Raw genomic sequence first — 23,002 nt, 5'->3', positions numbered from 1 at the left:
TATTCCTTTTATGCTGTCACACGTTGACAGCTAATCCGAAAGCATGCGCCCTGTTCTTGTGAAATGTAGTTGAGTTGTGCCTGATTGGCTTCACAAAAACTGTGTGATAAATATAGTCCGAGTCCCGTTCCATGGATAGACGTGCTGAAAAAAGGTTTAAATAATAATTCCTGATCATGGGTGGCAACACCAGAGCCAAAATCCCGGACATCTATCCATACCTTATGTTCATATGGGTGAATATTCAATTGAATATGGGACGAATCCGGTGAATTATGCCGGATGGCATTACGAATCAGGTTAATTAGAATCTGACGTAACTGGGCTTCATCGAACTGAATTGCCAGTGGTACATCAATATTAAATTGAATCTGGTCCGCCACATCTGCTAAATCTTCCTGAATAAACAGTGGTATAAATTCATTCAGCTGAATTACGACTGGATGGGTTTCTTTATTCTTCACCATATTCAGGGTGTCCTGAATAATCCGGTCAATCCGGGTGGCCTGTCGGCTAATCATCTGATGCAGAACTTGTTGCTGTTCAGGTTCAGAATCGAGATAAAGATCATTGGCCTGTACAATGGCAGCCAGAGGATTGCGAATTTCATGGGCAATACTGGCGGAAAGCTGGCCTAGAGCAGCAAGCTTTAACTGTTGCACCTGCTGATTAAGTTTACGGGCATCTTGCAGCACGAGGAGAGTCAGAGTCTGGTGCGGCACAATCAGCTTTTGTACCTGCACGTGAATATTATAACGACTCTGCTGGGATTCAAATTGAAACCGCTCGCCATTTTCCAGATTTTCAAAACGGATCAGTTCAAACAGGTCATTTTGAGATTGGTATAACGAAAATCTTTCATGGGCATACATTGGCTCAATGCCGAGCAGATGACAGGCAGCCGGATTACTGAGCACCACATGGTAATTCTCATCTAAAACCAGATAGCCGGTTTCAATCTGTTCCAGAATATAGCGGTTAATATTCTGTAAGCGATATAGTTCCAGCGATTGAGAAAAATTCAGGTTTTCCAGAATCTGAAAGCGCCGTACCGCAATTTGTCCTGAGCCATAGACGACAAAAAACAAAAAGGCCAGCAGGGCACTATTCCCGATATTGGTAAGCGAGGAAAAGGCAAAAATACTGCCGATAAAATGCTGGTAGATGATACTAATCACCGCAATCAGGGTGATGATCAGGGCCTTCTTGGCATCGAGCAATAATGAGGCTGAAAAAATGGTAATAACAAAAATCAGTCCGAGATGCACGTTTGGACCCTGACTGGCCAAGGTCAATAAACTGAGAAAAAAGACATCGCTGGCAAAAATCAGAATGAACTGCGGCTGAATCAGGCGCTTTACCCATCTCAGCGTAAACAGCTGCACAGTATTGACGGCGACGCTAATCATTAAGGCATAGTGATAGAGTTTAGGATACTGATAATCTGTAGTCATATCAGGATAAGTCAGCAGAAAAATCAGCAACAGACCCGTGCTGATAATCAGGCGGTAGGCGCTATACCATAGGCCCAGATGATATTGATTCAGTTCAGAATAACTGGATGTTTGCGCCATAGGAACCGCATTAAGCAGAGGGTTAAATTAAGGTTTAATCAGGCCATAGCGCATTGCAAGATGGGTTAGTTTAACATCACTATCGATATTCAGTTTTTCGAAGATCCGGTAACGGTAAGTATTAACTGTTTTAACACTTACAAACAGCTTGTCGGCAATTTCCTGCGCGCTGATACAGTTCACTACCATCATGGCTACCTGCATTTCACGTTCAGACAGTGCGTCAAAAGGAGATTGCTGGGTATCGGACAGGTAAGAACTCGCCAGCTGTTCAGCAATGTCGGCACTGAAATATTTACCGCCCTGCATGACTTTATTGATGGCACGGACCATCTCTGATACAGGTGCACCTTTGGTGATATAACCTTTGGCACCTGCTTTCAATAATAGTGAAGGATAAGGTTCTTCAGCCAGGCCACTGACCGCAAGAACTTTGGTTTCAGGAGCAGTCTGTAGCAAACGGCGTGTGGTTTCTACACCACCGATACCTGGCATGTTGACATCTAACAGAACCACATTGGGATGATGCTGACGGACGAGGGTAATTGCTTCTTCACCAGATTCAGCCTGTCCAATCACCTGAACATCCGCATGGTCTTCCAGCATTCTGCAAATTCCAGTACGAACTAATTCATGGTCGTCGACAACTAAAACTGTGATCACCTAGACTCTCCCTCATTAAAAAATCATTTTTTTGTTACATAAAGCAAAATAAGCTTGCAATGAAACTACAAAATTAGCAATCCTATTCGCAGATTAAATCTGAAACTTATCACATAGTGTCAAGAACAAAAAATGTTCGGCATTGTGTTTAAATGTAAGGCATATTAGAGGTAATACGCAAATCAATCTTACCTCTGTTAGTTGAGTGAAGGAATAGTGAAGAAAATAAACAAGTCTTTAAGGCATCTACTCGGCCTGTCCGTGTTAATCAGCATGAGCACGACAAGTTTTGCTGAAATCATTATGAATTCTGGCACAACAGAGGGCGGATCCAGCATCAGCTGGTCTTCTGATGAAGTCAATCAGCTCATGAATGATAATTTGAGCGTATCTGCTGCAGAACCTTCACCACCAGGTTCAGCAACTGTTACGACGACGATTCGTCAGGGCGGCGCACCAGCACCAGTACCGACAAAACCTGTGCAGATTATTGATAATAGTCATTTTATTAATCAACCTGCTGTAAGTGCGCGTGCAGCTCTGGTGATGGATTCACAGACAGGTGAAGTGTTATTCAGTAAAAATACCAATAATGCTTACCCGATTGCGTCGATTACCAAATTGATGACTGCAGTAGTGATTTCAGATGCGCGTTTGAATATGTCTGAAAAAATTACCCTGCAACAGGCTGATTTTTCCTGTGCAGGCTGTAAGAGCTCAAGTTCTACCTTAAGAGCCGGGGACAGCATGAATCGTGCTGAAGCCTTATTATTTGCTTTGATGAAGTCTGAGAACCCGGCTGCAGCTGCATTGGCGCGTACTTATCCAGGCGGTCGTGCAGCCTTCATTGCGAAGATGAATGCCAAAGCTAAAGAGCTGGGCATGAATTCAACCCACTATATGGAATCTACTGGCCTGCATCCTGGCAATGTGTCTTCTGCACGTGATTTGGGGATTCTGGTCAATACCGCTTCACAGTATGGCCTGATCCGTCAATTCTCTACCACTGCCAGCTATGATTTCAACCTGGGTTACCGTGTATTGAAATCCAACAACACCAATTCACTGGTGCGTAATGGTGGTTGGAATATCAATCTGTCTAAAACCGGTTATATTAATGAAGCAGGACGTTGTGTCGTCATGCACACCACCTTGAATAACCGTCCTGTGGTGGTCGTGGTATTAGGTGCGGATTCAACTGCTGCACGTACCAATGATGCGACTCGTCTGATGACTTGGGTATCTAGCCTGCCTAAACAACGTGTTTAATCTTTTTTAAGCGCATATAAAAAGCCCTGCAATTGCAGGGCCTTTTATTTCAATCTAAATTACATATTAGAAAGAATTGATTCACGAACCTGTTCTAAAGTTGCGTCAATTGAAAGCATTACGGCATCAGAACATTGTTTGATCGCAGTATCCGGATCTTTCAGACCGTTACCAGTTACAGTACACACGATCACAGAACCTTCAGCAATTTTACCTGCTTTAATGTCACGGATTGCGCCACCGATTGAAGCTGCAGATGCAGGTTCTACGAATACGCCTTCATACATAGAAAGAAGACGTTGCGCTTCCAGAATCTCGGCATCAGTCAGTTCATCGAACCAGCCTTTAGAATCACGAACAACCGCTTTCGCATGGTTCCAGCTTTGTGGATTACCGATACGGATTGCAGTTGCAACAGTCTCAGGATTTGCAACAGGTGCACCACGAAGGAAAGGTGCGGCACCAGAAGCCTGGTAACCTACCATTGTTGGCAGACCTTCAGGTTTAGGACCAGTGAAGGCATCAGTAGCAGCATCGTAAACCACTTGCTCAAACTCGCCAGCAGGCTGATTTGCAACCGCTTCGGTATAACCCATCCAGTGCGCAGTAATGTTACCCGCATTACCTACAGGCAGGCAGTGGTAATCTGGTGCACGGCCCAATTCATCCACGATTTCGTAAGCAATGGTTTTTTGACCTTGCAGACGGTATGGGTTGATTGAGTTCACGATAGTGACAGGTGCTTTGTCAGCGATTTCTTTTACCAGACGCATACCGTCATCGAAGTTACCGCGGATTTGCATGGTGATCGCACCATACATCATCGCTTGCGCCATTTTACCCATCGCAATTTTGCCTTCTGGGATTAAAACAAACGCCTTGATACCTGCACGCGCTGCATAAGCTGCTGCAGCTGCTGAAGTATTACCTGTAGAAGCACAGATAATCGCTTTAGAGCCTTCTTCAACCGCTTTTGTTACCGCCATGGTCATACCACGGTCTTTAAATGAACCAGTCGGGTTTAAGCCCTCGTACTTCACATAAATTTCAACATTTTTGCCAATAATGCGCGGAATATTCGCAAGCTTAATCAGTGGCGTGTTACCTTCACCCAGAGAAACGGCTTTAGTAGTTGCAGACACTGGTAAACGGTCGCGATAGCGGTCAACTAAACCAGTATAACGATTGGCATTCGACATGATGATGTTCCAATTGTGTAGAGCTTGGCAAGGGGAGAGTGTCCCCTCGACCCGATTAATTATCAAGCGATTCTAAACGAATTCGTACAATTTCGCCATGAATGACAGGAAGAGCTTGAATTTGTTTTAACGCTTCATCCATTTTCGCTTCCTTGACTGGATCAGTCAGGATCACGATAGGAATAAGATCTTTCAGACGTGACTGCTGCAGAATTGCATCAATACTGATGCCTTCGCGGCTTAGAATAGAGGTTACTTCAGCCAGTACTCCGGTTTGATCTTCAGCATTGATCCGGATGTAGTATCCAGTCGTCATTTCTTCACGTGGCAGGATTGGCAGGTCACTTAAGCTTTCAAAAGCCAGTTGTGGAATTGTACCAGCACCATCTTCAGTATAAGAAATATCACGTACGATATCCACGACATCTGCGACTACTGCAGAAGCTGTAGGACCTGCACCCGCACCTGCACCGTAATACAGTGTAGGACCAACCGCATTGGCTTGAACCAGAACTGCATTTTTTACACCATTCACATTAGCGATCAATTGCTCTTCAGGAATCAGGGTAGGGTGTACACGGAGTTCGATACCAGTTTCAGCACGACGGGCAATACCGAGGTGTTTAATACGGAAGCCCAAGTCTTCAGCATATTTCACGTCTTGTGCAGTAATTTTGCTGATGCCTTCAGTAAAGACTTTATCAAACTGCAACGGAATACCAAAAGCAATAGAGGCCAGTAATGTCAGTTTGTGTGCTGCATCGATGCCTTCTACATCGAAGGTTGGATCTGCTTCTGCATAACCCAGTTCTTGCGCTTCTTTCAGTACATCAGCAAAGGCACGGCCTTTATCTCGCATTTCAGTCAGGATGAAGTTACCTGTACCGTTGATGATACCAGCCAGCCAGTCAATCTTGTTGGCTGCCAGACCTTCACGCATCACTTTAATAATTGGAATGCCGCCAGCTACCGCTGCCTCGTAAGCAATTTGCACAGCGTTGTCATCGGCAAGTTTGAACAGTTCATTTCCATGTTCAGCCAATAGGGCCTTGTTGGCAGTTACGACCTGTTTGCCATGCAGAATGGCTTCTTTAATCACTTCATAAGCAGGGTGAATACCGCCCATGACTTCAACCACCACATCTACATCAGGTTGACGTACGATATCGAGCAGATCTGCACTTTGTTTGACTGATTCAGGTAGATCCAGATCAGGACGCGGACGACGCGTACCAACATGGGTAATTTGAATTTCACGACCGGTGCGACGTTTAATCTCAGCAGCATTTTCTTTTAATAGTTTAAGGGCACCACCACCCACAGTACCAAGACCGAGGATTGCCAGACGAACTGGTTTCACGTCACACTCCAAATATAAACAGTTTTTTACGAGAGCCTAGATCATAGCTAAAAAAGCGGCCTGACTCTAGGGTCATTTCAGAATATCTTCATCTATAAAATAAAGTTAAATAACTAATTAAAATGAGTTATTTAAGTCGATCCAATAATTCTGATGTGCTCATATAGCCACCGAGGTAAAGTCCTTCAGAACTGTATACGCCCGGCGTACCATTGACACCAATATTAAGACCCATTTGATATTGATCTTTCACAGGATTTTTACAAGTCGTTGGTGTGATAGATCCACCGGCAATGGCTTGATCGAAGGCTGCACGACGATCGGAATTACACCAGATGGCTTCCATGGCAGGCATATGCTGCTCGCCACGTGGCCAGGCAATATAGCGTACTTCGATGCCTTTGCTGTTCATTTCATCCATCTGTTCATGGAATTTGTGACAATACGGACAGCTGACATCGGTAAAGACATAGATCACATGCTTGGTTTTGCCTTTGGCTGGATAAATCAGCAGGTCTTCCGCTTTAAGGTTTGCAAAGATTTTCTTGTTGACGTCAGATTGCAAAGTTTCACTGACATTGTGCAGCTCTTTATCTCCAAGGCGAATGACATCGCCCTGAATCAGATATTTGCCATCATTTGTCACATAGACGGGTGCCATACCTTCCAGGCTGACCCATGACATGTTGGGTACTTCAGTGGTTTTAATACCCGTGATTTTTGCGTTAATTCCCGCTTTTTTGAAATGACCTTCGAGCGTTGAAATCAGGCGTTGCTGTGCATTACGTTCGCTAAGGTTAGAGGCTTCACCCGTCGCCGGTGCACTTGCTGTAAGCGTATCTTGCTTTTTATCTGAATTATTGGAATTGGAACATGCGCTCAGTCCCAGACCGGTAGCAAGCAGACAAGCGATAAAAATTTTGGTGCGGGCAAATGTCATAATAACCCTTTTTTTTCTTGGACTAAAAACAGAGCATTAGCATAGCAAAAAAAGATAGAGCTACGTCAAACTTCTCAGTTTATTCTATTCAAATCAGCTCTTAAGCCCGTGGATGATGGGTTGCATGCAGTTGCTGCATTCTAACTTGTGCCACATGGGTATAGATCTGTGTGGTGGATAAATCACTATGACCTAGCAACATTTGTACTACCCGTAAGTCAGCGCCATGATTAAGTAAATGCGTGGCGAAGGCATGACGCAAAGTATGTGGAGACAGTTCAGCCTGAATTCCGGCTTGTAGTGCATAGCGTTTAATGGCATACCAGAAATTCTGCCGGCTCATGATGCCGCCATGCTGGGTGAGGAACAGATAATCAGTCGCTGTCTTATACAATTGCGGGCGTGCTTCCTGCAGGTATTTTTCCACCCATTCACAGGCCATCTGTCCCATCGGCACCAGACGTTCTTTATTGCCTTTACCGACAATACGCAAATAGCCCTGTTTTAAATTAATCAGATCCAGACGCAGATTAATCAGTTCTGTCACCCGTAAACCGCACGCATAAAGCACTTCAAACATAGCACGATCACGTAAACCGAGGGCAGTATTAATATCGGGTGCATGAATCAGTGCTTCGACATCAGCTTCAGACAGGTCTTTGGGCAGGGCACGGCCCAGCTTCGGTGTTTTATGAGCAGCAACCGGATTGTCACTCCGCAGTTTTTGTTCCCGCAGGAATTTATAAAAAGAACGTAAGGCGGACAAACATCGTGCAATTGAACGTGGACTTTTTTGCTGTTTGGTCAGTTCAATCAGTACATCGGAAATATCGTCATGGTTCCATTCTGGTAAAGGTTTAACCAGACATTCGGCACACTGGATCAGATCAGACAAATAGGCATTTCGGGTATGAGGGCTCACTGTCTGGGCAATCAGATAATCGCGAAAACCCTGTAAGTAACTGAAAGCTTCAGGAATCTGAACTGGACTAGGAATGCGAGGTTTTTTATTCAGCATGATGTTTAATGAAGATAATTTTAAAAGCGAGAAGCCTGATTGCTCATCTCCACTCTAGTTTAATTTTACGAACATGTCGATGTGCTATACAGCTAAGAAGAAATGTAATTAATACTTATTTGTTAATTATTCTCATTTGTTTGTATACTGTACAAAAGTCTTAGGAATTTTCACGGTGCGTTTGTCTGATTTGAAAGCAAAACAAACTGCCATCATTCGAAAAGTTAATCGAACTACTGATGGTAAAGGCGCTTCCCACGATGTTGTGGCCAGTCGCTTGGAAACTTTAGGTTTTGTACCAGGGACTCAGGTACAAGTCATTACCAAAGGTATTTTTGGTGGGGATCCGATTCTTATTCAGGTGGGGTTTACGCGTTTTGCTTTACGAAAATCGGAAGCGGCCAAGATTGAAATTGAACAGGGAGCGGCGGCATGAGTGATACCTTACGTATTGCCCTTGTCGGTAACCCAAACTGCGGTAAAACTTCTTTATTCAACCATTTAACCGGATCTCGTCAAAAGGTCGGCAACTATGCCGGGGTTACGGTTGAACGTAAAGTCGGGAATTTTACACTTCCTTCAGGCAAACCGGTACGCGTACTGGATCTGCCAGGAACTTATAGTCTGGATGCGACCAGCCCGGACGAAGAAATTACCCGTAATGTGGTTCAGGGTAAAATTGCAGAAGAAGGCCAGCAGGATACTTTCCTGTGCGTTGTAGATGCAACCAACCTAAAACTGCATCTGGGACTGGTACTGGAAATGATTCAGCTAGGTCGTCCAATGCTGGTGGTGCTAAACATGATGGATGAAGCGCGCCGTCGCGGGATGCAGATTAATACCCAGAAACTGTCTGAACGTCTGGGTGTGCCAGTGGTTGAGACCGTTGCCGTGCGTACTTCAGGCATTGAAAACCTGAAAAATGCACTGGATAAAAACAAATTTTCTGCCCCGCAAACTGAACTCAGCGGTTTGAGTGGCGATCACCATCATCAGATTGCCAGCATTCTGAAAGATGTGGTGAATTATGCCGATCAGGAAGATAAACGTACTGATTTTCTGGACAAGATATTCCTGCATCCGGTATTGGGCCTGCTTAGCTTAGCCATTATGATGTTTGTGGTGTTTCAGGCGGTCTTTGCTTGGGCTGCGCCATTCATGGATGGGATTGAAACTTTCTTCGGCTGGTTGGGCGAGTACATGGGTGGACTGATCGCTCATCCTTTATTAAACAGCTTGGTGGTTGACGGGATTATTGCCGGCGCGGGTGGGGTAGTGGTCTTTCTGCCGCAGATTCTGATTCTGTTCTTCTTTATTCTGGTACTAGAAGAGTCCGGCTATTTACCACGTGCCGCCTTCCTGCTGGATAAATTGATGTTTAAGGCAGGTCTTTCGGGCCGAGCCTTTATTCCATTATTGTCCAGCTTTGCCTGTGCCGTACCGGGAATTATGGCTTCAAGAACGATTAGTGACCCACGTGACCGTCTGACCACGATTTTTGTGGCGCCACTGATGACCTGTTCGGCACGTCTGCCAGTATATGCTTTGCTGATTGCAGCCTTCATTCCTGAGCAAACCGTGTGGGGCTTCATGAATCTGCAAGGTTTGGTGTTATTTGGTCTGTATATGGCCGGTATTCTAAGTGCACTGATTGTTTCCTTTATCCTGAAATTTTTCCATAAGGACAAGTCACAGCATATGCTGTTGATGGAGCTGCCAAGTTACCGTTTCCCGGATGTGAAAAACGTTTGGATTGGTTTGCTTGATCGCGGCAAAATATTCTTGAAGCGTGTCGGTGGCATCATCTTTGCGCTATCCATTCTGCTTTGGTTCCTGTGTACGTTCCCGCAACCACCAGAAGGTGCAACTTTACCGGATATCGATTATTCCTTTGCCGGGATGCTGGGCCATGTGATGCAACCTATTTTTGCACCATTAGGCTTTAACTGGCAGATCTGTATTGCACTGATTCCGGCGATGGCAGCGCGTGAAGTTGTCGTGGCAGCACTAGGTACGGTTTATGCCTTGTCTGCAGTCGATGAAGATGCCATGTCTGAGGGTCTGGCGGCACTGATTAGTGGCGGCGGTGATTTGGGCTGGTCGATCGCGACCGGCTTGTCTCTACTGGTATGGTTTATTTATGCACCACATTGTCTGGCGACCTTAGCCACTGTGAAGCGTGAAACCGGTTCATGGAAAACGGTCAGCTTTATGACCTTCTACCTGTTTGGTTTGGCATATTTCATGTCATTCCTGACTTATCAAATTGCATCACATTATTTGGGTTAAACTGGCTGAAGGGAAACCTTGGCTAGATCTGAATGATCATGTGAATGGGAGATTGAGATGATTGAAATTCTGATTGTAGCGGTACTGGTTGTCTGGAGTGCGCTCGTGGTATTTAAAAAGGTATTTCCGAATACTTCACGCTCAGTCTTCCAGAAGTTGTCTGATGCCTGTGCAGCCAAGGACTGGCATACGCTGGCGAAATGGTTAAAACCGGCTATGGCCAGTGGCTGTGGCGGTAACTGTGCCTGTCCGGCATCGGAGCAAAGTTCGGATGCTAAGCCTAAAGCTCAGGCAGTGAAATGGAAGTAAACTTTCATTCTGTTTGAGAATAAAAACTGAGCATGCAAATGAGTAGGGAGCTTAGAAATAAGCTCCCTAATTTTTTATTTTTTAAAAACTTATTAATTTATCTAGGTGAAAAGAATCCACTATTTTTCTATATTATGAATGGAAGCGTTATCTGATTTTCCTTTCAAGTTATGGATAGCATAGTCTTAACTTTTATTCCCATGATGGCTCCAATAAAAATTTATTAATTATTAAACCGATTAAAGATGAAGATTTAACGATATTTTTTTACGCCCTGACACAAAAAATGCCAGAGAAAGTCAAAACAGAAAAAGTATTCAAAACAGCAAAGTGCTACCATTTCGTCAGTTTTAAAATAGACCAGAAAATGGGGCGAAAATGTTAATACAACGTGGTGGATTAAAAGTCGTTGCAGGACTCGGGATTTCAGGTGTTGCAGCGGTCAACTTCTTACATGACCAGGGCTACCGCGTTGCAGTAACGGACTCAAGAGCCACCCCTCCGGGACATGACCAGATTCCTGCGGAAGTACAGACCAGTTTTGGCAAGTTTGACCAGAATCTGTTGCTCTCTGCCGAAGAAATTATCATCAGCCCGGGACTCGATCCAAAACTGCCTGAAATCCAGGCAGCACTAGATCAAGGTATTCCTGTGGTAAGTGAAATCCAGATTTTACGTCGTGCGACTGATAAGCCGATTGTGGCGATTACCGGTTCCAATGCCAAAAGTACCGTAACTACTTTAATCGGTCTGATGGCAGCGAATGCGGGTAAAAAAGTGGCGGTTGGGGGGAATCTTGGTCGTCCAGCACTGGATCTGACCAAAGATGATCCTGAACTGTATATTTTGGAGTTGTCGAGCTTCCAGTTAGAAACCACATCAAACTTGCAGGCTGAAGTGGCTGTTGTTCTGAATATGAGTGAAGACCATCTGGATCGTCATGGCGACATGATGGGTTATCACACCGCCAAACACCGTATTTTCCAAGGCGTGAAAAAAGTGGTGTTTAACCGTGATGATTCACTGACCCGTCCACTGGTTCCAGATGCAACACCGATGCAGAGCTTTGGTTTGAATGCACCGGACATCAACCAGTACGGTATTCTCAAAGATAAGGATGGCACGATCTGGCTGGCACGTGGTCGTGAACGTCTGCTCAAAAGTTCTGACATGTACATTCAAGGTACCCATAATGTGGCGAATGCCTTGGCTTGTCTGGCTCTAGGTGAAGCAATTGGCCTGCCAATGGACGTTATGCTGGATACGTTAAAAACCTTCAAAGGTTTGGAACATCGCTGCGAATTTGTTAAAGAAGTCAATGGGGTACGTTATTATAATGACTCCAAAGGAACCAATATTGGTGCAACACTGGCAGCACTTGATGGCTTGGGCATGGCAATCGAAGCTCAAGGTGGTAAAGTTGCCATTATTCTTGGCGGTCAGGGTAAAGGTCAGGACTTTACTGCTTTACGTGACTCATTATCTAAGTATGCAAAAATAGCTGTATTAATTGGTGTGGACCGTCCAATTATTGAAAAAGCCATTGCGGGTACAACTGAGCTGGTGCATGCAGAAAGCCTGCAGGAAGCAGTAGAAATTTGTCAGAAGCGCACTCAGGCACATGATGTCGTGTTATTGTCTCCTGCATGTGCAAGTTTTGACATGTTCTCCGGTTATCCGGAACGTGGTCGCAAGTTTGTGGCCTATGTGAATGAACTCAATTAAGAATAACAAGGATTCGTGATATGGCTGAGTTTGCTCAGACTGCGATCAATAAAATTAATCAATTTTATCAGCAGTGGGTACCTAAGTTACCCGCTGAAGTTAATCCGCGTAATGTGCTGATTTTTTGTGTGCTGGCTTTGCTGTGCATCGGTTCGATCATGGTGGCATCGGCTTCGATGCCTTATGCGGAACGGATGCATGAGAATGCTTTCCATTATGTGACCCGACATGCGATCTCGATTCTGGTTGCGGCGGGTGCAGCCTTTTTAGCCTATAAAGTTCCATTAAAAGTCTGGTTCAATAACACTTTCTTTTTATGGATTATTACCATTGTTTTGCTGGTCGCCGTACTCTTTGTCGGGACTGAAGTAAACGGCTCCAAGCGCTGGATTCGGGTAGCCGGTTTTACCTTGCAGGCTTCCGAAGTCGCTAAGGTCATGATGGCGATTTTTACCGCTGACTATGTAGTCCGTCGTGCTGAAGAGGTTCGTAATAATATCAAAGGCTTGGTACGATTAAGTGCCATCATGGGTGCAACCGTTGGCCTGATTATTCTTGAGCCTGACTTAGGGGCAACAGTGGTAATCACCCTGACCATGCTCGGTGTATTCTTCCTGGCTGGTGCACCCTGGATTCAGTTCGGTGTCGCTTTTATTACTTTATTGGGTGCATTTGCTGCTGCGATTGCTCTGGAACCTTATCGTTTACAACGTTTATTGTCTTTCTCGAATCCTTGGGAAGATCCGCTCGGTACCGGTTATCAGCTTTCTAATGCCTTGATGGCGTTTGGTCGTGGTGAATGGACCGGAGTAGGGCTAGGCCATAGTATCCAGAAAATGTCATATCTGCCGGAAGCGCATACTGACTTTATGTTGGCGATCTTAGGGGAAGAATTTGGTTTCTTGGGTATTTCTACCATTCTGATTCTGTCCTTTACCGTGATGGTCTGCTGTATCCGGATTGGACATCGTGCCTTGCAGCATCAATACTTGCGCGCAGGTTATCTGGCTTATGGGATCAGTATCATTTTCCTGTTACAGATTCTGGTAAACGCCGGGATGAATATGGGTCTATTGCCAACCAAAGGTTTGACCCTGCCATTTATTAGTTATGGTGGTTCATCACTCATTGTCTGTGCAGTGATGATCAGTTTGATTCTGAAAATTGACTCAACTACTCAACAAGTTAATCCAAGTCGGGAAGAATCAAGCTTCTAGATTAGACGGACGCTGTGGATCGGGCTGAGCATGGTTAAGCACTGTGCTCGGCATGACAGTTCCACAGTTCAGGCAACGCACAAAAGTACTTTTTGCCTTAGAAAGTGGAACTAGCGGAATAAAAAATAAAGAAAAATAATTACGCTGCTGTTTGAGTTCATACCCAGAACGGGTTCGGCAGACTGGACAAAGAAACTGACTTTTCTCAATGACCTTGGTTTTCGGTCCTACACCAAAAATAAAAAACATTTTTATGACCCTCACTCGCCTGTGTTATTGCTTTTAGCTTAAGTGAAAACCCGTTTTTATAAATAGTGACCTTGTAGCTCAGTTGTATGCGGGATTCGGGAGATATCCCATTGTGCGACGGCTTGTTCGAGCATACGAGCAGGGCGATCCAGTTCTACGGGCGCCTGACAGAGGGCTTGAAGTGCCTGTTGCAAGAGCAGGGGAACTTGATCAAGATCCAGTGCTTGCGCCAGATTTTGCTTGGACAGTTTCTGGCCCTGATCATTCATTGCCAGTGGTAAATGCATATAGCTTAAACGCGGATAACCCAACAATTGACCCAGATAAATCTGACGTTCCGTGTTGTCCAAAAGGTCTGCACCACGGACTACATGGGTCATGCCTTGCAGATAGTCATCGACCACAACTGCCAACTGATAATTCATGATGCCATCACGGCGTTTTAAGACAAAATCGCCCAAGTCCTTTTTCAGTTGTGAGCAGTGTCGGCCTTGCAGACGGTCTTCAAAACAGATTTCAACATCTTCAACCTTGACCCGAATTGCCTGATGTTCAAAAGGCAAACCTAAGTCACGACAGGTGTCCTGATAAATATGATTGGAACCCAGCATTTTACGGGTACATTGACAGGCATAGACCAGACCCTGCTGGCGCAGTTGCTGGATCACATTTTCGTAAATATCCAGACGATCTTTCTGATAAATGATTTCACCATCTGGCTCGAATTCAAAAGCATCCAAGGCACGCAAAATATGTTCTTCGCTGCCGGGATAAATTCGCGGGATGTCGGTATCTTCAATGCGGACTAGCCAGCGCCCCTGATGGGCTTTGGCATCGCAGTAACTAGCGACTGCGGTAATGAGGGAACCAAAATGCAAAGGGCCGGTTGGCGATGGCGCGAACCGGCCCACGTAATTCTCTTCAGCTTTCCCTTCCTTTGATAAAGGGAGGGTCAGGGAGGGATTACTTAAAGACATGCTTAACCGTTATTTTGCTTCTCTTTGATCTCTGCCAAAGTTTTGCAGTCGATACATAAAGTTGCAGTTGGACGTGCTTCTAGACGGCGCAGACCAATTTCGATACCACAAGTTTCACAGAAACCGTAGTCATCGTTTTTAATCGCTTCGATAGATTGCTCGATTTTGCGGATCAGTTTACGTTCACGGTCACGAGTACGAAGTTCGATGGCAAATTCTTCTTCCTGAGTCGCACGGTCGTTTACATCAGGGAGTGCAGTGTTTTCGTCTTGCATCGTATTTAAAGTACGATCAACTTCTGACATCAGTTCAGCTTTCCATGCCATCAAGATTTGGCGGAAGTGTTCAAGCTGCCCTTCAGACATGTATTCTTCATTTTTTTTAGGTTGATAAGGTTCAATACCAAATAAGCTAGCAGTAGAACCACCCTCAGTCGTTTTCGGCTTAGATTTGCGCACACGTTTTGTAGGTTTTTCCTCTACAACATCAGTTTGTTCGTCTAAGACTTGATTTTGGTTGTCATTCGCCATTTAGGGCATTCCTCATCATATGCGTATGTTAATACGCAAAAAATATGGTGATATGCAATTTTTATCCACCCTGTAGAAAGATTATCCTCCTACGGGGGTCGTCATCATATAGACTTTTTATGCTTTTTGATAGTCTTTGATGTCTGGATTATAGATATCACATTTCCTTTGGTTGCAATAAAGTAATTCAAAAAAAATAAAATGCAAAGTTAATAACCTGAAATTTCGGTATTAATATTTTGCTGGCTTAAGGTCACACGTTCGATATGTGTATCGAACTCCCCATTTTGTTTCAAATGTAATACACGATAGCCAGGTGCCGCCTGGTCTAGCGCGAATTCATCACTCTTGGGTTTGAACTGTACGCTGGTCGATGGCGTCGATAAAAACTGGATACCGTGCCATTCATTGCAGGAATCCTGATGCACATGACCAAACAGAACCAGCTTCACATTCTGGTGCCGGGCCAGTACATCTTTTAGATCTTCGGCATTCTTTAGCCGGTGCTGGTCAATCCAGTGCGACTTCATCGCAAAAGGATGATGATGGCAAGCCACAACCACATGCTGATTACGATATTCAAGCAATAATTGGTCTAGCTGTTCCAGTTGAGCCTGCTCTACCCAACCATCTATCCGATCCTGGACTGCACTATTTAGTAAAATCAGGGTCCAGTTGCCAAAATGAATCGCATGAGCCTGATCTCGATCCTGATAAAAAGGAAAGACCTTGATGTCATCATGATTGCCCGGAATCTGGTAATAGGGCACTTGACAGGACTGGATATATTTTAAATAACGCGTATAGGTTTCTGCGATCGGCACCTGTGCCAGATCACCCGTATGTACGAGTGCATCCATTCCTGGAAAATTATACTGAATATGCTGCATGACTTCATGGAAGCTCTGCTCGGGATTCATATTCGCGAATTCCAGATTGGGCTGATCCATCAAGTGGGTATCAGAAATCTGGATAATGGTCCATTCTTGCGGCGATGCAGGACTGAATTGTTCCGATGTCATGTCTGCCCCCTTAAACCTGATGGGACAGCCTGTTGATGCTGTTGTAGCCATTGTAAGGCCATAATCACAGGTGCATTTCTCAAGCGACCATTATTCAGCAGGGTCGGAATATCGGCATAATCCAGAATGTGCAGCTGGATATTTTCCCCTTCATCCGGCATACCAAAAACACCGCCTTCTTCAGGCAGTTCAGTCTGGGCGACATAAAGATGAAACAGTTCCGAGCAGGCACCGGCAGAAGGGTAGAAACTGAAAAGATGCTGTAAGGAATCAACAGTGCAGCCTGACTCTTCGAAAGCTTCGCGGCGAATACAGGTCTCAGGCGTTTCATCGCCATCCAGTACACCGGCAATGACTTCTAGTTGCCATGGCGTATCCTGATCATCCAGCCCGCCAATACGGAACTGTTCAATCAAGCCGAATTTTTGCTGTTGATCGTTATACAGCAGTACCCCAGCGGCTTCAGGACGATGGATGAGCTCACGCTGCAATGCAGGTGTATAAGATTCCTGATGGAAGACACGATGACGTAACGTGACTTTTTCCACCTGAATAAATCCCCGATATAAAAACTCACGGGCCTCTATCCTAAAATCTTTTTTATTATAAGAGGCTTGTTTAATAATATTCATAACTCAGAAAAGGATGAAATAACTTATTTTTTTCATCCTATCTGAGATTTTTATGAAAACAACTGTTTTTTTTACGGTTTTACACCTTGTGGTACAATTTTTGACCAGAGCTGTGGAAATCGTTTTTCATCTGGTTGAGGCCGGCTTCAATCTCTGCCTGCGTTACAGCCGGGGTTTCATCAGCAGATAACTGGCTGGCATAATCCCGCACATTCTGGGTGATTTTCATTGAACAGAACTTTGGTCCGCACATTGAGCAGAAGTGAGCCGATTTATGTGCCGCTTTGGGCATGGTTTCATCATGCATGCTGCGTGCTGTGTCCGGATCTAGACTCAAGTTAAACTGATCTTCCCAACGGAATTCAAAGCGGGCTTTGGACAGGGCATTGTCACGCGCTTGTGCTCCCGGATGGCCTTTGGCCAGATCAGCAGCATGTGCAGCAATCTTGTAGGTAATGATGCCATCTTTGACATCTTTCTTGTTCGGCAAGCCTAAATGTTCTTTCGGTGTCACGTAGCAAAGCATTGCCGTACCGTACCAGCCAATCATCGCGGCACCAATCGCCGAAGTAATGTGGTCATAACCCGGTGCGATATCTGTGGTTAATGGCCCAAGTGTATAGAAAGGTGCTTCCTTACAGACTTCCAGCTGCAGATCCATATTTTCCTTGATCATATGCATCGGTACATGCCCCGGACCTTCGATCATCACCTGAACATCATGTTCCCAGGCACGATGCGTTAGTTCACCCAAAGTGCGCAGTTCAGCAAATTGTGCTTCGTCATTGGCATCCTGAATACAGCCCGGACGTAAGCCATCCCCGAGGCTGAAAGACACATCATAGGCTTTCATGATTTCGCAGATTTCATCGAAATGGGTATAGAGGAAGTTTTCCTGATGATGGGCCAGACACCACTGTGCCATGATCGAACCACCACGTGACACAATACCAGTCAGACGATTCGCGGTCAGCGGTACATAACGCAATAACACACCGGCATGAATCGTGAAGTAATCCACGCCCTGTTCAGCCTGTTCAATTAAAGTATCTTTAAAAATTTCCCAAGTCAGGTCTTCGGCTACACCGTTAACTTTTTCTAGTGCCTGATAAATTGGTACGGTACCAATTGGCACTGGTGAGTTGCGAATAATCCATTCACGAGTTTCATGGATATTTTGACCAGTCGACAGATCCATAATGGTGTCGGCACCCCAGCGGGTGGCCCAGGTCATTTTTGACACTTCTTCTTCAATACTTGAACCTAGTGCGGAGTTCCCGATATTGGCATTGATTTTCACCAGGAAATTGCGCCCGATGATCATTGGTTCCAGTTCAGGGTGATTGATATTGGCAGGAATAATGGCACGGCCTGCAGCGACTTCCTGACGGACAAATTCAGGGGTGATTTCCTGTAAATTTTTGGCACCAAAATTCTGTCCCGGATGCTGGCGCATATCGGTACCTTCCAGCTGACGCAGGTTTTCCCGAATCGCAATATATTCCATTTCCGGCGTAATAATGCCCTGTTTGGCATAGTGCATCTGGGTCACATTCTGGCCAAGTTTAGCCCGGCGTGGTTTCTGGATATGGGCAAAGCGGATATTGGCAGTACGGATATCGCGCAGACGTTGGCGACCAAACTCAGAACTTAAATCATCTAGCATCTCTGTGTCATTACGCTGTTCAATCCAGCCTTCACGCAGATTTGGCAGGCCTTTATTCAGATCAATTTCAACGTTTGGATCGGTATAAACCCCTGAAGTGTCATAGACCATCAACGGTGCATTATATTCACCGCCCAGACCAGTCGGGGTTTCGCTGAGAGAAATTTCCCGCATCGGCACCTGAATATCAGGACGTGAGCCTTGTAGATAGACTTTACGGGAAGCAGGCAGAATGCGGGTCAGATCACGCGCTTCCTGTTCGTGTGGAGTAAGGGGTGTTTCAGAAGAAAGATTCGTTAACTGGCTCATTGCAATGATCCTTATGAATGACATCAACGAATCAAGCACGACCAAAAACGTGGACAGAATTATCTGAGTAGATAAAATAAGGGTAGTCGTTTTTAGATGGCTTGATTCCTACGCAGGTATTAACCTGATCAGGTTCAACGGTACTCACTATCAAATGGCCGATAAGGCTGATTTAAGTGATCTCAGCGAGTTATTACTCGCGCTCCGTCAAGCGAAGTTAAATCTTAGCTTAGTTGGTATTTAAAAAGTAGCTTTAAATTGGGAGGGGTTGCTGATTTTCGGCTATCTCATCGATTTTTAAGAAAAGATTGTTTTAAAGACAGATCGCATCCTTAAAGCAGTCTTTACCATAGTTCTGTGAGGGTGGGGTGACTTGAGCATAATATAAAATCTGTTCAGTGCTGGAACGGTCACGATATTCCGCAGCTAAGGCACGCTGACGCTGTTCAGGATTCATGTCCAGAAACTCTAAAAATAATTGCGCCTGTGTCGATAACTTGGATTTCTGACCACGCGCTAGACCAATAATAGTTTCCAGATGGCTGGTTTCTACTGAATAACGGTCACGATAATCCTCAGAGATTGGCGATTGCTCGCTGCCTCTGAACAGGAAATAAGTATATTGTTTCAGCAGATATTCGGCATCACGCTGATAACTGCTTTTTGGATAGGTTTGCAGATAATCTTCCCAGAATAGAGCGCGAGCGGCAATATTGGCAGCTTCAAGCTGTAAGCGTTTTTCGACCAAGACCGGTTCCATATTCTGCTCAGCCAGATTTTCAATAAATACCTTTTCGGCAGCTGGTAAATACGGCGCAAAGATACGTACCAGATATTCCGGACTACGACGATATTGTAGCGTGCCATTGCCCTGATCCAGCAGTTCTACATAGGCCTGACCTTTATGCTTCAATAAATACTGGTCGCGTGTGGTCAACTGTTCAAAGTGGCTTTGCTGAATAGTAGGATGCTGAGCCATATCTAAGGCATATTGCTCGAAAGCACGCTGCTGAAATTCGGTACGTTCCACATGCAGGAAGCGTTGATACATTTCGGTAGAACGCTGCATCAGGTGTTTCTGCTCGGCCAGTTCCATGAGCGGCAGACACACTTTAAGGTCCTGATTAATCTGTTCCAGCGCAAAAGTGGTGCGCTGTTCATTAATCTGGGACATGTTTTTTTCAATATTTTCACACATGAGGGTGAAATCGTTCGCGGGAGATTGAACGGTTTTAACCTCGGCCTGTTCCATTTCAACTTGCGGTTCTGAGGATTGCTGGCATCCGCCTACGAACAGCAAGCTGCTGAAAACAAAACAAACTTTGAACATCGAATGAATTCGCGTTAACACTATGCTTCAGGACTCTATATAGATGAAATCAGAAATAACTGCCTTACTGGGAGCTATATTGTATAGATCTAATTCAAGCTCTATGTGTAGTATTGTGAATGGCTTTGTTAAGCTAGGATGCGGGATGGGGAAAATAGGAGGAATATTGAATAAAATCGTGGATCTATAAGAGAAAATTAATAAAAGTCATACGTAAAAAATCAAAAGAAATCTTTAGTATTGCTGGGTTTAAAGCGCCTTAATCTGATGATTTAAATGGCTGTAGGGGTGAAAACTATAAAATGAAATTAAAACTCATCGTCAGTGCCTGTTTATTGGGTGTCAGTCCGACACTGTTTGCACTGGATCTGCTTGAAGCTTATCAGCGTGCCCAGCAGAATGATCCGAACTGGCAGGCGAATCTGTTGCAATACCAGTCGGACCAGCTCAATCTGGGCATTGCCAGCGGAAATTTATTGCCGACTGTGACTTTATCTGGAAATGTAACCCGTAAAAACCAGTCTGCTGATAATTCATCGATAGAAGGTTTGCCTGCCGAATTTGGGGAACTACAAGGTTCGAGTACGACCACGCGTCAGATTGCAGTCACTGCACGTCAGCCTTTATTCCGCTGGGATGCCTGGCAGGGTTATAAGCAGGTCAAAACCTCGGTAGAACTCAGCGAAGTTAATCTGCGTCTGCAAAAGCAGCAGCATATTTTACAAGTGGCAGAAGCCTATTTTAATGTTTTACGTCAGCAGTCTTTAACCACAGCTTATTTACAGGAAGAGCAGGCTTTATCAGAACAGTTAAGGATGATGAATGCCAAACTTCGAGAAGGGCTCGTGGCGAGAAGTGATGTCAGTGAAGCCAATGCCCAATACCAAAGTGCACAAGCTAACCGGATTTCTACACAGGTACAACTGGTGCTGGCACAGGAACAATTGACTCAGTTGATTGGACCCTATCAGGAAAATCTGGCGGTTCTGCGTGAGGATTTCCAGTTTCAGAAACCTGTTCCGAGTAATATCGGTTCCTGGACCGAACTGGCACAAAACCAGAATCTGGAAATTCTACAGGCACGTTTGCAGAAACGCTATTCTGAAGATGCCAAACGGGTGGAGCAGGCTGCTCTCTATCCTCAGGTTGAAGCCGTTGGAACCTATGGCTATTTGAAGCAGACCCCTGAAACAGTGTTATCAACCAATGGGGATTTTGACCAGATTGGTGTCGAAGTTAACTGGAACCTGTTTACCGGGGGCCGAACCCAAAAAAGTATTCGTCAGGCCGGCGTAAATGTGCAGCGAAGTGAAGCCCAACTGGATGCTGCCATTCGCAAAGCCAACACCGATGTCAAACAGTCTTATCTGCAGGTAGAAACGGATGAGGCCAAGCTGAATGCACGTAAAGCAGCGATGCAGTCTTCAGATATCGTTTCTCAAGCTTCCAGAGCTCAATATCAGGAAGGTTTAAAAACCATGGTGGATGTATTACTGGCCCAGCGCAATGCTTTCTCTGCCAAGACCGATTATCTGAATGCCAAATATGATTATTTGCTGCATGTACTACAATTACAGGCTTCGGTAGGACAATTGACAGAAAAGGAACTGGCAGAGATGAATGCCTGGCTCATTGAATATGACCGCTCTTAAAAAAGGCTAACAAGTTGTCATCAAACTTTCATGATGGTCATGCTTTAATCACAGTTCATGATGTATTTTTGCCTTTTCCTGTTCAGGAGTAGATTTCCTTGAGTCCCAATAATCCTGTGCTCAGTCATCACATTTCTTCGCAATTCAATGAAGAATTGCAGGATGTAAATACCAAGTTCATGACCATGGGCGGCATGGTAGAACAGCAGGTGGCTAATGCCATTCATGCGCTGCTGGATACAGATGCTGCAATGGCGGTTGAGGTGCAGTTTCAGGACAACACCGTGAACCGCCTGGAAGGTGAAATTGATGAGGCGCTCACCCTGATTTTGGCTCGCCGTCATCCCGCTGCCATTGATCTGCGTATGGTGCTTGCCATGTCCAAGGCCAATACCGATCTGGAACGGATTGGAGATGAAGCATCGAAAATTGCCCGTATTGCCCAGACTTTGTGTGAAGAGGGTGGTTCACCACGCGGTTATATGGAAACCCGACATATTGGTAACCAGGTTCGAGTGATGATTCATGATGCATTGGATGCCTTTGCTCGTCTGGATATAGACCAAGCGCTGCGCGTGATGCAGGCCGATGCCGATATTGACCGGGAATATCAGTCCGCTACCCGTACCTTAATGACTTATATGATTGAAGATCCACGGCATATTAGCCGAGTGATCAATGTGCTTTGGGTGCTACGCTCACTGGAACGCATTGGAGACCATGCACGTAATATTTCGGAACAGGTCATTTATATGGTCAAGGGCCTGGATGTACGGCATAGCAGTGTCGAAGAAATTGAGCAAAAATTTCAGCGTTAAGCAAACCTAAATAATGATAAAAAGCCTGCATTGTGCAGGCTTTTTTTATTTCAAAAATATATTCTTGATATTGTGAAAGCTAGATAGGATAGGCGTTCCTTAATATTACTATGAGAAAAATCACATAAATAACAATTACTAATAATCGTTATAAATTTAATTAAAAGAAATGTGAACTATTTATCAAAAAACATACAAAAGTTGTATATAATTTAGCAAAATGCGGGTTGATTTATGAAAATGGAATTATTTTC

General features: G+C 44.8%; 21 protein-coding genes and 1 riboswitch. Of the genes, 8 read left to right on the top strand and 13 right to left on the bottom strand.

What is annotated here, in order from left to right; genetic code table 11:
* Positions 1-8: 8 nt before the first annotated feature.
* Positions 9-1,574, bottom strand: coding sequence for a PAS domain-containing sensor histidine kinase (locus FTU19_RS02710; protein WP_180011332.1), 1,566 nt, complete (start codon positions 1,572-1,574; stop codon positions 9-11).
* A 27-nt stretch (positions 1,575-1,601) separates the two neighbouring features.
* On the bottom strand, positions 1,602-2,237 hold the full coding sequence (locus tag FTU19_RS02705; RefSeq protein ID WP_005233474.1) for a response regulator: 636 nt from the start codon (positions 2,235-2,237) through the stop codon (positions 1,602-1,604).
* A gap of 216 nt (positions 2,238-2,453) precedes the next feature.
* Here FTU19_RS02705 and FTU19_RS02700 point away from each other — a divergent pair, with 216 nt between their 5' ends.
* Positions 2,454-3,506, top strand: coding sequence for a serine hydrolase (locus FTU19_RS02700; RefSeq protein WP_034703413.1), 1,053 nt, complete (start codon positions 2,454-2,456; stop codon positions 3,504-3,506).
* 59 nt (positions 3,507-3,565) lie between these two features.
* Here FTU19_RS02700 and thrC read toward each other — a convergent pair whose 3' ends face one another.
* The 4 genes from thrC to xerD form a co-directional block, all read right to left on the bottom strand.
* Positions 3,566-4,705, bottom strand: a complete 1,140-nt coding sequence (gene thrC / locus FTU19_RS02695) for a threonine synthase (protein WP_180016629.1) — start codon at positions 4,703-4,705, stop codon at positions 3,566-3,568.
* A gap of 55 nt (positions 4,706-4,760) precedes the next feature.
* Entirely contained in the window at positions 4,761-6,065 is a 1,305-nt protein-coding gene (locus FTU19_RS02690; protein WP_005233480.1) for a homoserine dehydrogenase, read from the bottom strand.
* A gap of 127 nt (positions 6,066-6,192) precedes the next feature.
* Positions 6,193-7,005 carry a DsbC family protein gene (locus FTU19_RS02685; RefSeq protein WP_034703409.1) on the bottom strand — a complete coding sequence of 271 codons (813 nt, stop codon included), beginning with the start codon at positions 7,003-7,005 and terminating at the stop codon, positions 6,193-6,195.
* 100 nt (positions 7,006-7,105) lie between these two features.
* Entirely contained in the window at positions 7,106-8,023 is a 918-nt protein-coding gene (xerD, locus tag FTU19_RS02680; protein WP_159124366.1) for a site-specific tyrosine recombinase XerD, read from the bottom strand.
* Between the two features lie 175 nt (positions 8,024-8,198).
* On the opposite strand from xerD, the gene FTU19_RS02675 reads away from it, so the two are divergent.
* The 5 genes from FTU19_RS02675 (at position 8,199) to ftsW (ending at position 13,563) form a co-directional block, all read left to right on the top strand.
* Positions 8,199-8,459, top strand: coding sequence for a FeoA family protein (locus tag FTU19_RS02675; protein WP_004787267.1), 261 nt, complete (start codon positions 8,199-8,201; stop codon positions 8,457-8,459).
* Positions 8,456-10,312, top strand: a complete 1,857-nt coding sequence (locus FTU19_RS02670; protein ID WP_004787264.1) for a ferrous iron transporter B — start codon at positions 8,456-8,458, stop codon at positions 10,310-10,312. The genes FTU19_RS02675 and FTU19_RS02670 overlap by 4 nt, the downstream gene beginning before the upstream one ends.
* Before the next feature lie 57 nt (positions 10,313-10,369).
* Positions 10,370-10,621, top strand: a complete 252-nt coding sequence (locus tag FTU19_RS02665) for a DUF6587 family protein (RefSeq protein WP_175966305.1) — start codon at positions 10,370-10,372, stop codon at positions 10,619-10,621.
* 378 nt (positions 10,622-10,999) lie between these two features.
* The gene (gene murD / locus FTU19_RS02660) at positions 11,000-12,346 is read left to right on the top strand and encodes a UDP-N-acetylmuramoyl-L-alanine--D-glutamate ligase (protein WP_180016627.1); all 1,347 of its coding nucleotides are present in this window, start codon (positions 11,000-11,002) and stop codon (positions 12,344-12,346) included.
* A 20-nt stretch (positions 12,347-12,366) separates the two neighbouring features.
* Positions 12,367-13,563 (top strand): putative lipid II flippase FtsW, encoded by a 1,197-nt coding sequence (gene ftsW / locus FTU19_RS02655; RefSeq protein ID WP_004787257.1) that lies wholly within the window; start codon positions 12,367-12,369, stop codon positions 13,561-13,563.
* On the opposite strand, the gene FTU19_RS02650 is transcribed toward ftsW, so the two are convergent.
* The 7 genes from FTU19_RS02650 to FTU19_RS02620 form a co-directional block, all read right to left on the bottom strand.
* Positions 13,552-13,812: a zinc ribbon domain-containing protein gene (locus tag FTU19_RS02650; protein WP_034705366.1), complete on the bottom strand. Its 261-nt coding sequence runs from the start codon at positions 13,810-13,812 to the stop codon at positions 13,552-13,554. The genes ftsW and FTU19_RS02650 overlap by 12 nt on opposite strands.
* Positions 13,813-13,868: 56 nt before the next feature.
* Positions 13,869-14,789 (bottom strand): tRNA glutamyl-Q(34) synthetase GluQRS, encoded by a 921-nt coding sequence (gluQRS, locus tag FTU19_RS02645; protein ID WP_180052429.1) that lies wholly within the window; start codon positions 14,787-14,789, stop codon positions 13,869-13,871.
* A 2-nt stretch (positions 14,790-14,791) separates the two neighbouring features.
* Positions 14,792-15,319: an RNA polymerase-binding protein DksA gene (gene dksA / locus FTU19_RS02640; protein WP_004787252.1), complete on the bottom strand. Its 528-nt coding sequence runs from the start codon at positions 15,317-15,319 to the stop codon at positions 14,792-14,794.
* 209 nt (positions 15,320-15,528) lie between these two features.
* Entirely contained in the window at positions 15,529-16,341 is an 813-nt protein-coding gene (locus FTU19_RS02635; protein WP_180052428.1) for a metallophosphoesterase, read from the bottom strand.
* Positions 16,338-16,973, bottom strand: coding sequence for an NUDIX domain-containing protein (locus FTU19_RS02630; RefSeq protein ID WP_180016624.1), 636 nt, complete (start codon positions 16,971-16,973; stop codon positions 16,338-16,340). The genes FTU19_RS02635 and FTU19_RS02630 overlap by 4 nt, the downstream gene beginning before the upstream one ends.
* A 79-nt stretch (positions 16,974-17,052) precedes the next feature.
* Positions 17,053-18,948 carry a phosphomethylpyrimidine synthase ThiC gene (gene thiC, locus FTU19_RS02625; RefSeq protein WP_179992201.1) on the bottom strand — a complete coding sequence of 632 codons (1,896 nt, stop codon included), beginning with the start codon at positions 18,946-18,948 and terminating at the stop codon, positions 17,053-17,055.
* 88 nt (positions 18,949-19,036) lie between these two features.
* Positions 19,037-19,165, bottom strand: a riboswitch (TPP riboswitch).
* Between the two features lie 96 nt (positions 19,166-19,261).
* Complete coding sequence (locus FTU19_RS02620; protein ID WP_180048011.1) at positions 19,262-20,278, bottom strand: hypothetical protein; 1,017 nt, start codon at positions 20,276-20,278, stop codon at positions 19,262-19,264.
* Between the two features lie 302 nt (positions 20,279-20,580).
* On the opposite strand from FTU19_RS02620, the gene FTU19_RS02615 reads away from it, so the two are divergent.
* Both FTU19_RS02615 and phoU read left to right on the top strand, forming a co-directional pair.
* Positions 20,581-21,930, top strand: coding sequence for a TolC family outer membrane protein (locus FTU19_RS02615; RefSeq protein WP_180130058.1), 1,350 nt, complete (start codon positions 20,581-20,583; stop codon positions 21,928-21,930).
* Between the two features lie 98 nt (positions 21,931-22,028).
* Positions 22,029-22,748, top strand: coding sequence for a phosphate signaling complex protein PhoU (phoU, locus tag FTU19_RS02610; RefSeq protein ID WP_180016622.1), 720 nt, complete (start codon positions 22,029-22,031; stop codon positions 22,746-22,748).
* Positions 22,749-23,002 lie beyond the last annotated feature (254 nt).

The sequence above is a fragment of the Acinetobacter sp. YH12072 genome (genome assembly GCF_013419565.1).
Lineage (GTDB): Bacteria > Pseudomonadota > Gammaproteobacteria > Pseudomonadales > Moraxellaceae > Acinetobacter.
The sequence above is the reverse complement of the archived record's forward strand: the minus strand, read 5'-3'. Positions and strand labels throughout refer to the sequence as shown.

Bases quoted from the DNA above. Each gene is read 5' to 3' on its own strand.
- FTU19_RS02710 (WP_180011332.1), bottom strand. From the start codon at position 1,574: ATGGCGCAAACATCCAGTTATTCTGAACTGAATCAATATCATCTGGGC.
- thrC (WP_180016629.1), bottom strand. From the start codon at position 4,705: ATGTCGAATGCCAATCGTTATACTGGTTTAGTTGACCGCTATCGCGAC.
- FTU19_RS02685 (WP_034703409.1), bottom strand. From the start codon at position 7,005: ATGACATTTGCCCGCACCAAAATTTTTATCGCTTGTCTGCTTGCTACC.
- xerD (WP_159124366.1), bottom strand. From the start codon at position 8,023: ATGCTGAATAAAAAACCTCGCATTCCTAGTCCAGTTCAGATTCCTGAA.
- FTU19_RS02670 (WP_004787264.1), top strand. From the start codon at position 8,456: ATGAGTGATACCTTACGTATTGCCCTTGTCGGTAACCCAAACTGCGGT.
- FTU19_RS02665 (WP_175966305.1), top strand. From the start codon at position 10,370: ATGATTGAAATTCTGATTGTAGCGGTACTGGTTGTCTGGAGTGCGCTC.
- murD (WP_180016627.1), top strand. From the start codon at position 11,000: ATGTTAATACAACGTGGTGGATTAAAAGTCGTTGCAGGACTCGGGATT.
- ftsW (WP_004787257.1), top strand. From the start codon at position 12,367: ATGGCTGAGTTTGCTCAGACTGCGATCAATAAAATTAATCAATTTTAT.
- FTU19_RS02650 (WP_034705366.1), bottom strand. From the start codon at position 13,812: ATGTTTTTTATTTTTGGTGTAGGACCGAAAACCAAGGTCATTGAGAAA.
- gluQRS (WP_180052429.1), bottom strand. From the start codon at position 14,789: ATGTCTTTAAGTAATCCCTCCCTGACCCTCCCTTTATCAAAGGAAGGG.
- dksA (WP_004787252.1), bottom strand. From the start codon at position 15,319: ATGGCGAATGACAACCAAAATCAAGTCTTAGACGAACAAACTGATGTT.
- FTU19_RS02635 (WP_180052428.1), bottom strand. From the start codon at position 16,341: ATGACATCGGAACAATTCAGTCCTGCATCGCCGCAAGAATGGACCATT.
- FTU19_RS02630 (WP_180016624.1), bottom strand. From the start codon at position 16,973: ATGAATATTATTAAACAAGCCTCTTATAATAAAAAAGATTTTAGGATA.
- thiC (WP_179992201.1), bottom strand. From the start codon at position 18,948: ATGAGCCAGTTAACGAATCTTTCTTCTGAAACACCCCTTACTCCACAC.
- FTU19_RS02620 (WP_180048011.1), bottom strand. From the start codon at position 20,278: ATGTTCAAAGTTTGTTTTGTTTTCAGCAGCTTGCTGTTCGTAGGCGGA.
- FTU19_RS02615 (WP_180130058.1), top strand. From the start codon at position 20,581: ATGAAATTAAAACTCATCGTCAGTGCCTGTTTATTGGGTGTCAGTCCG.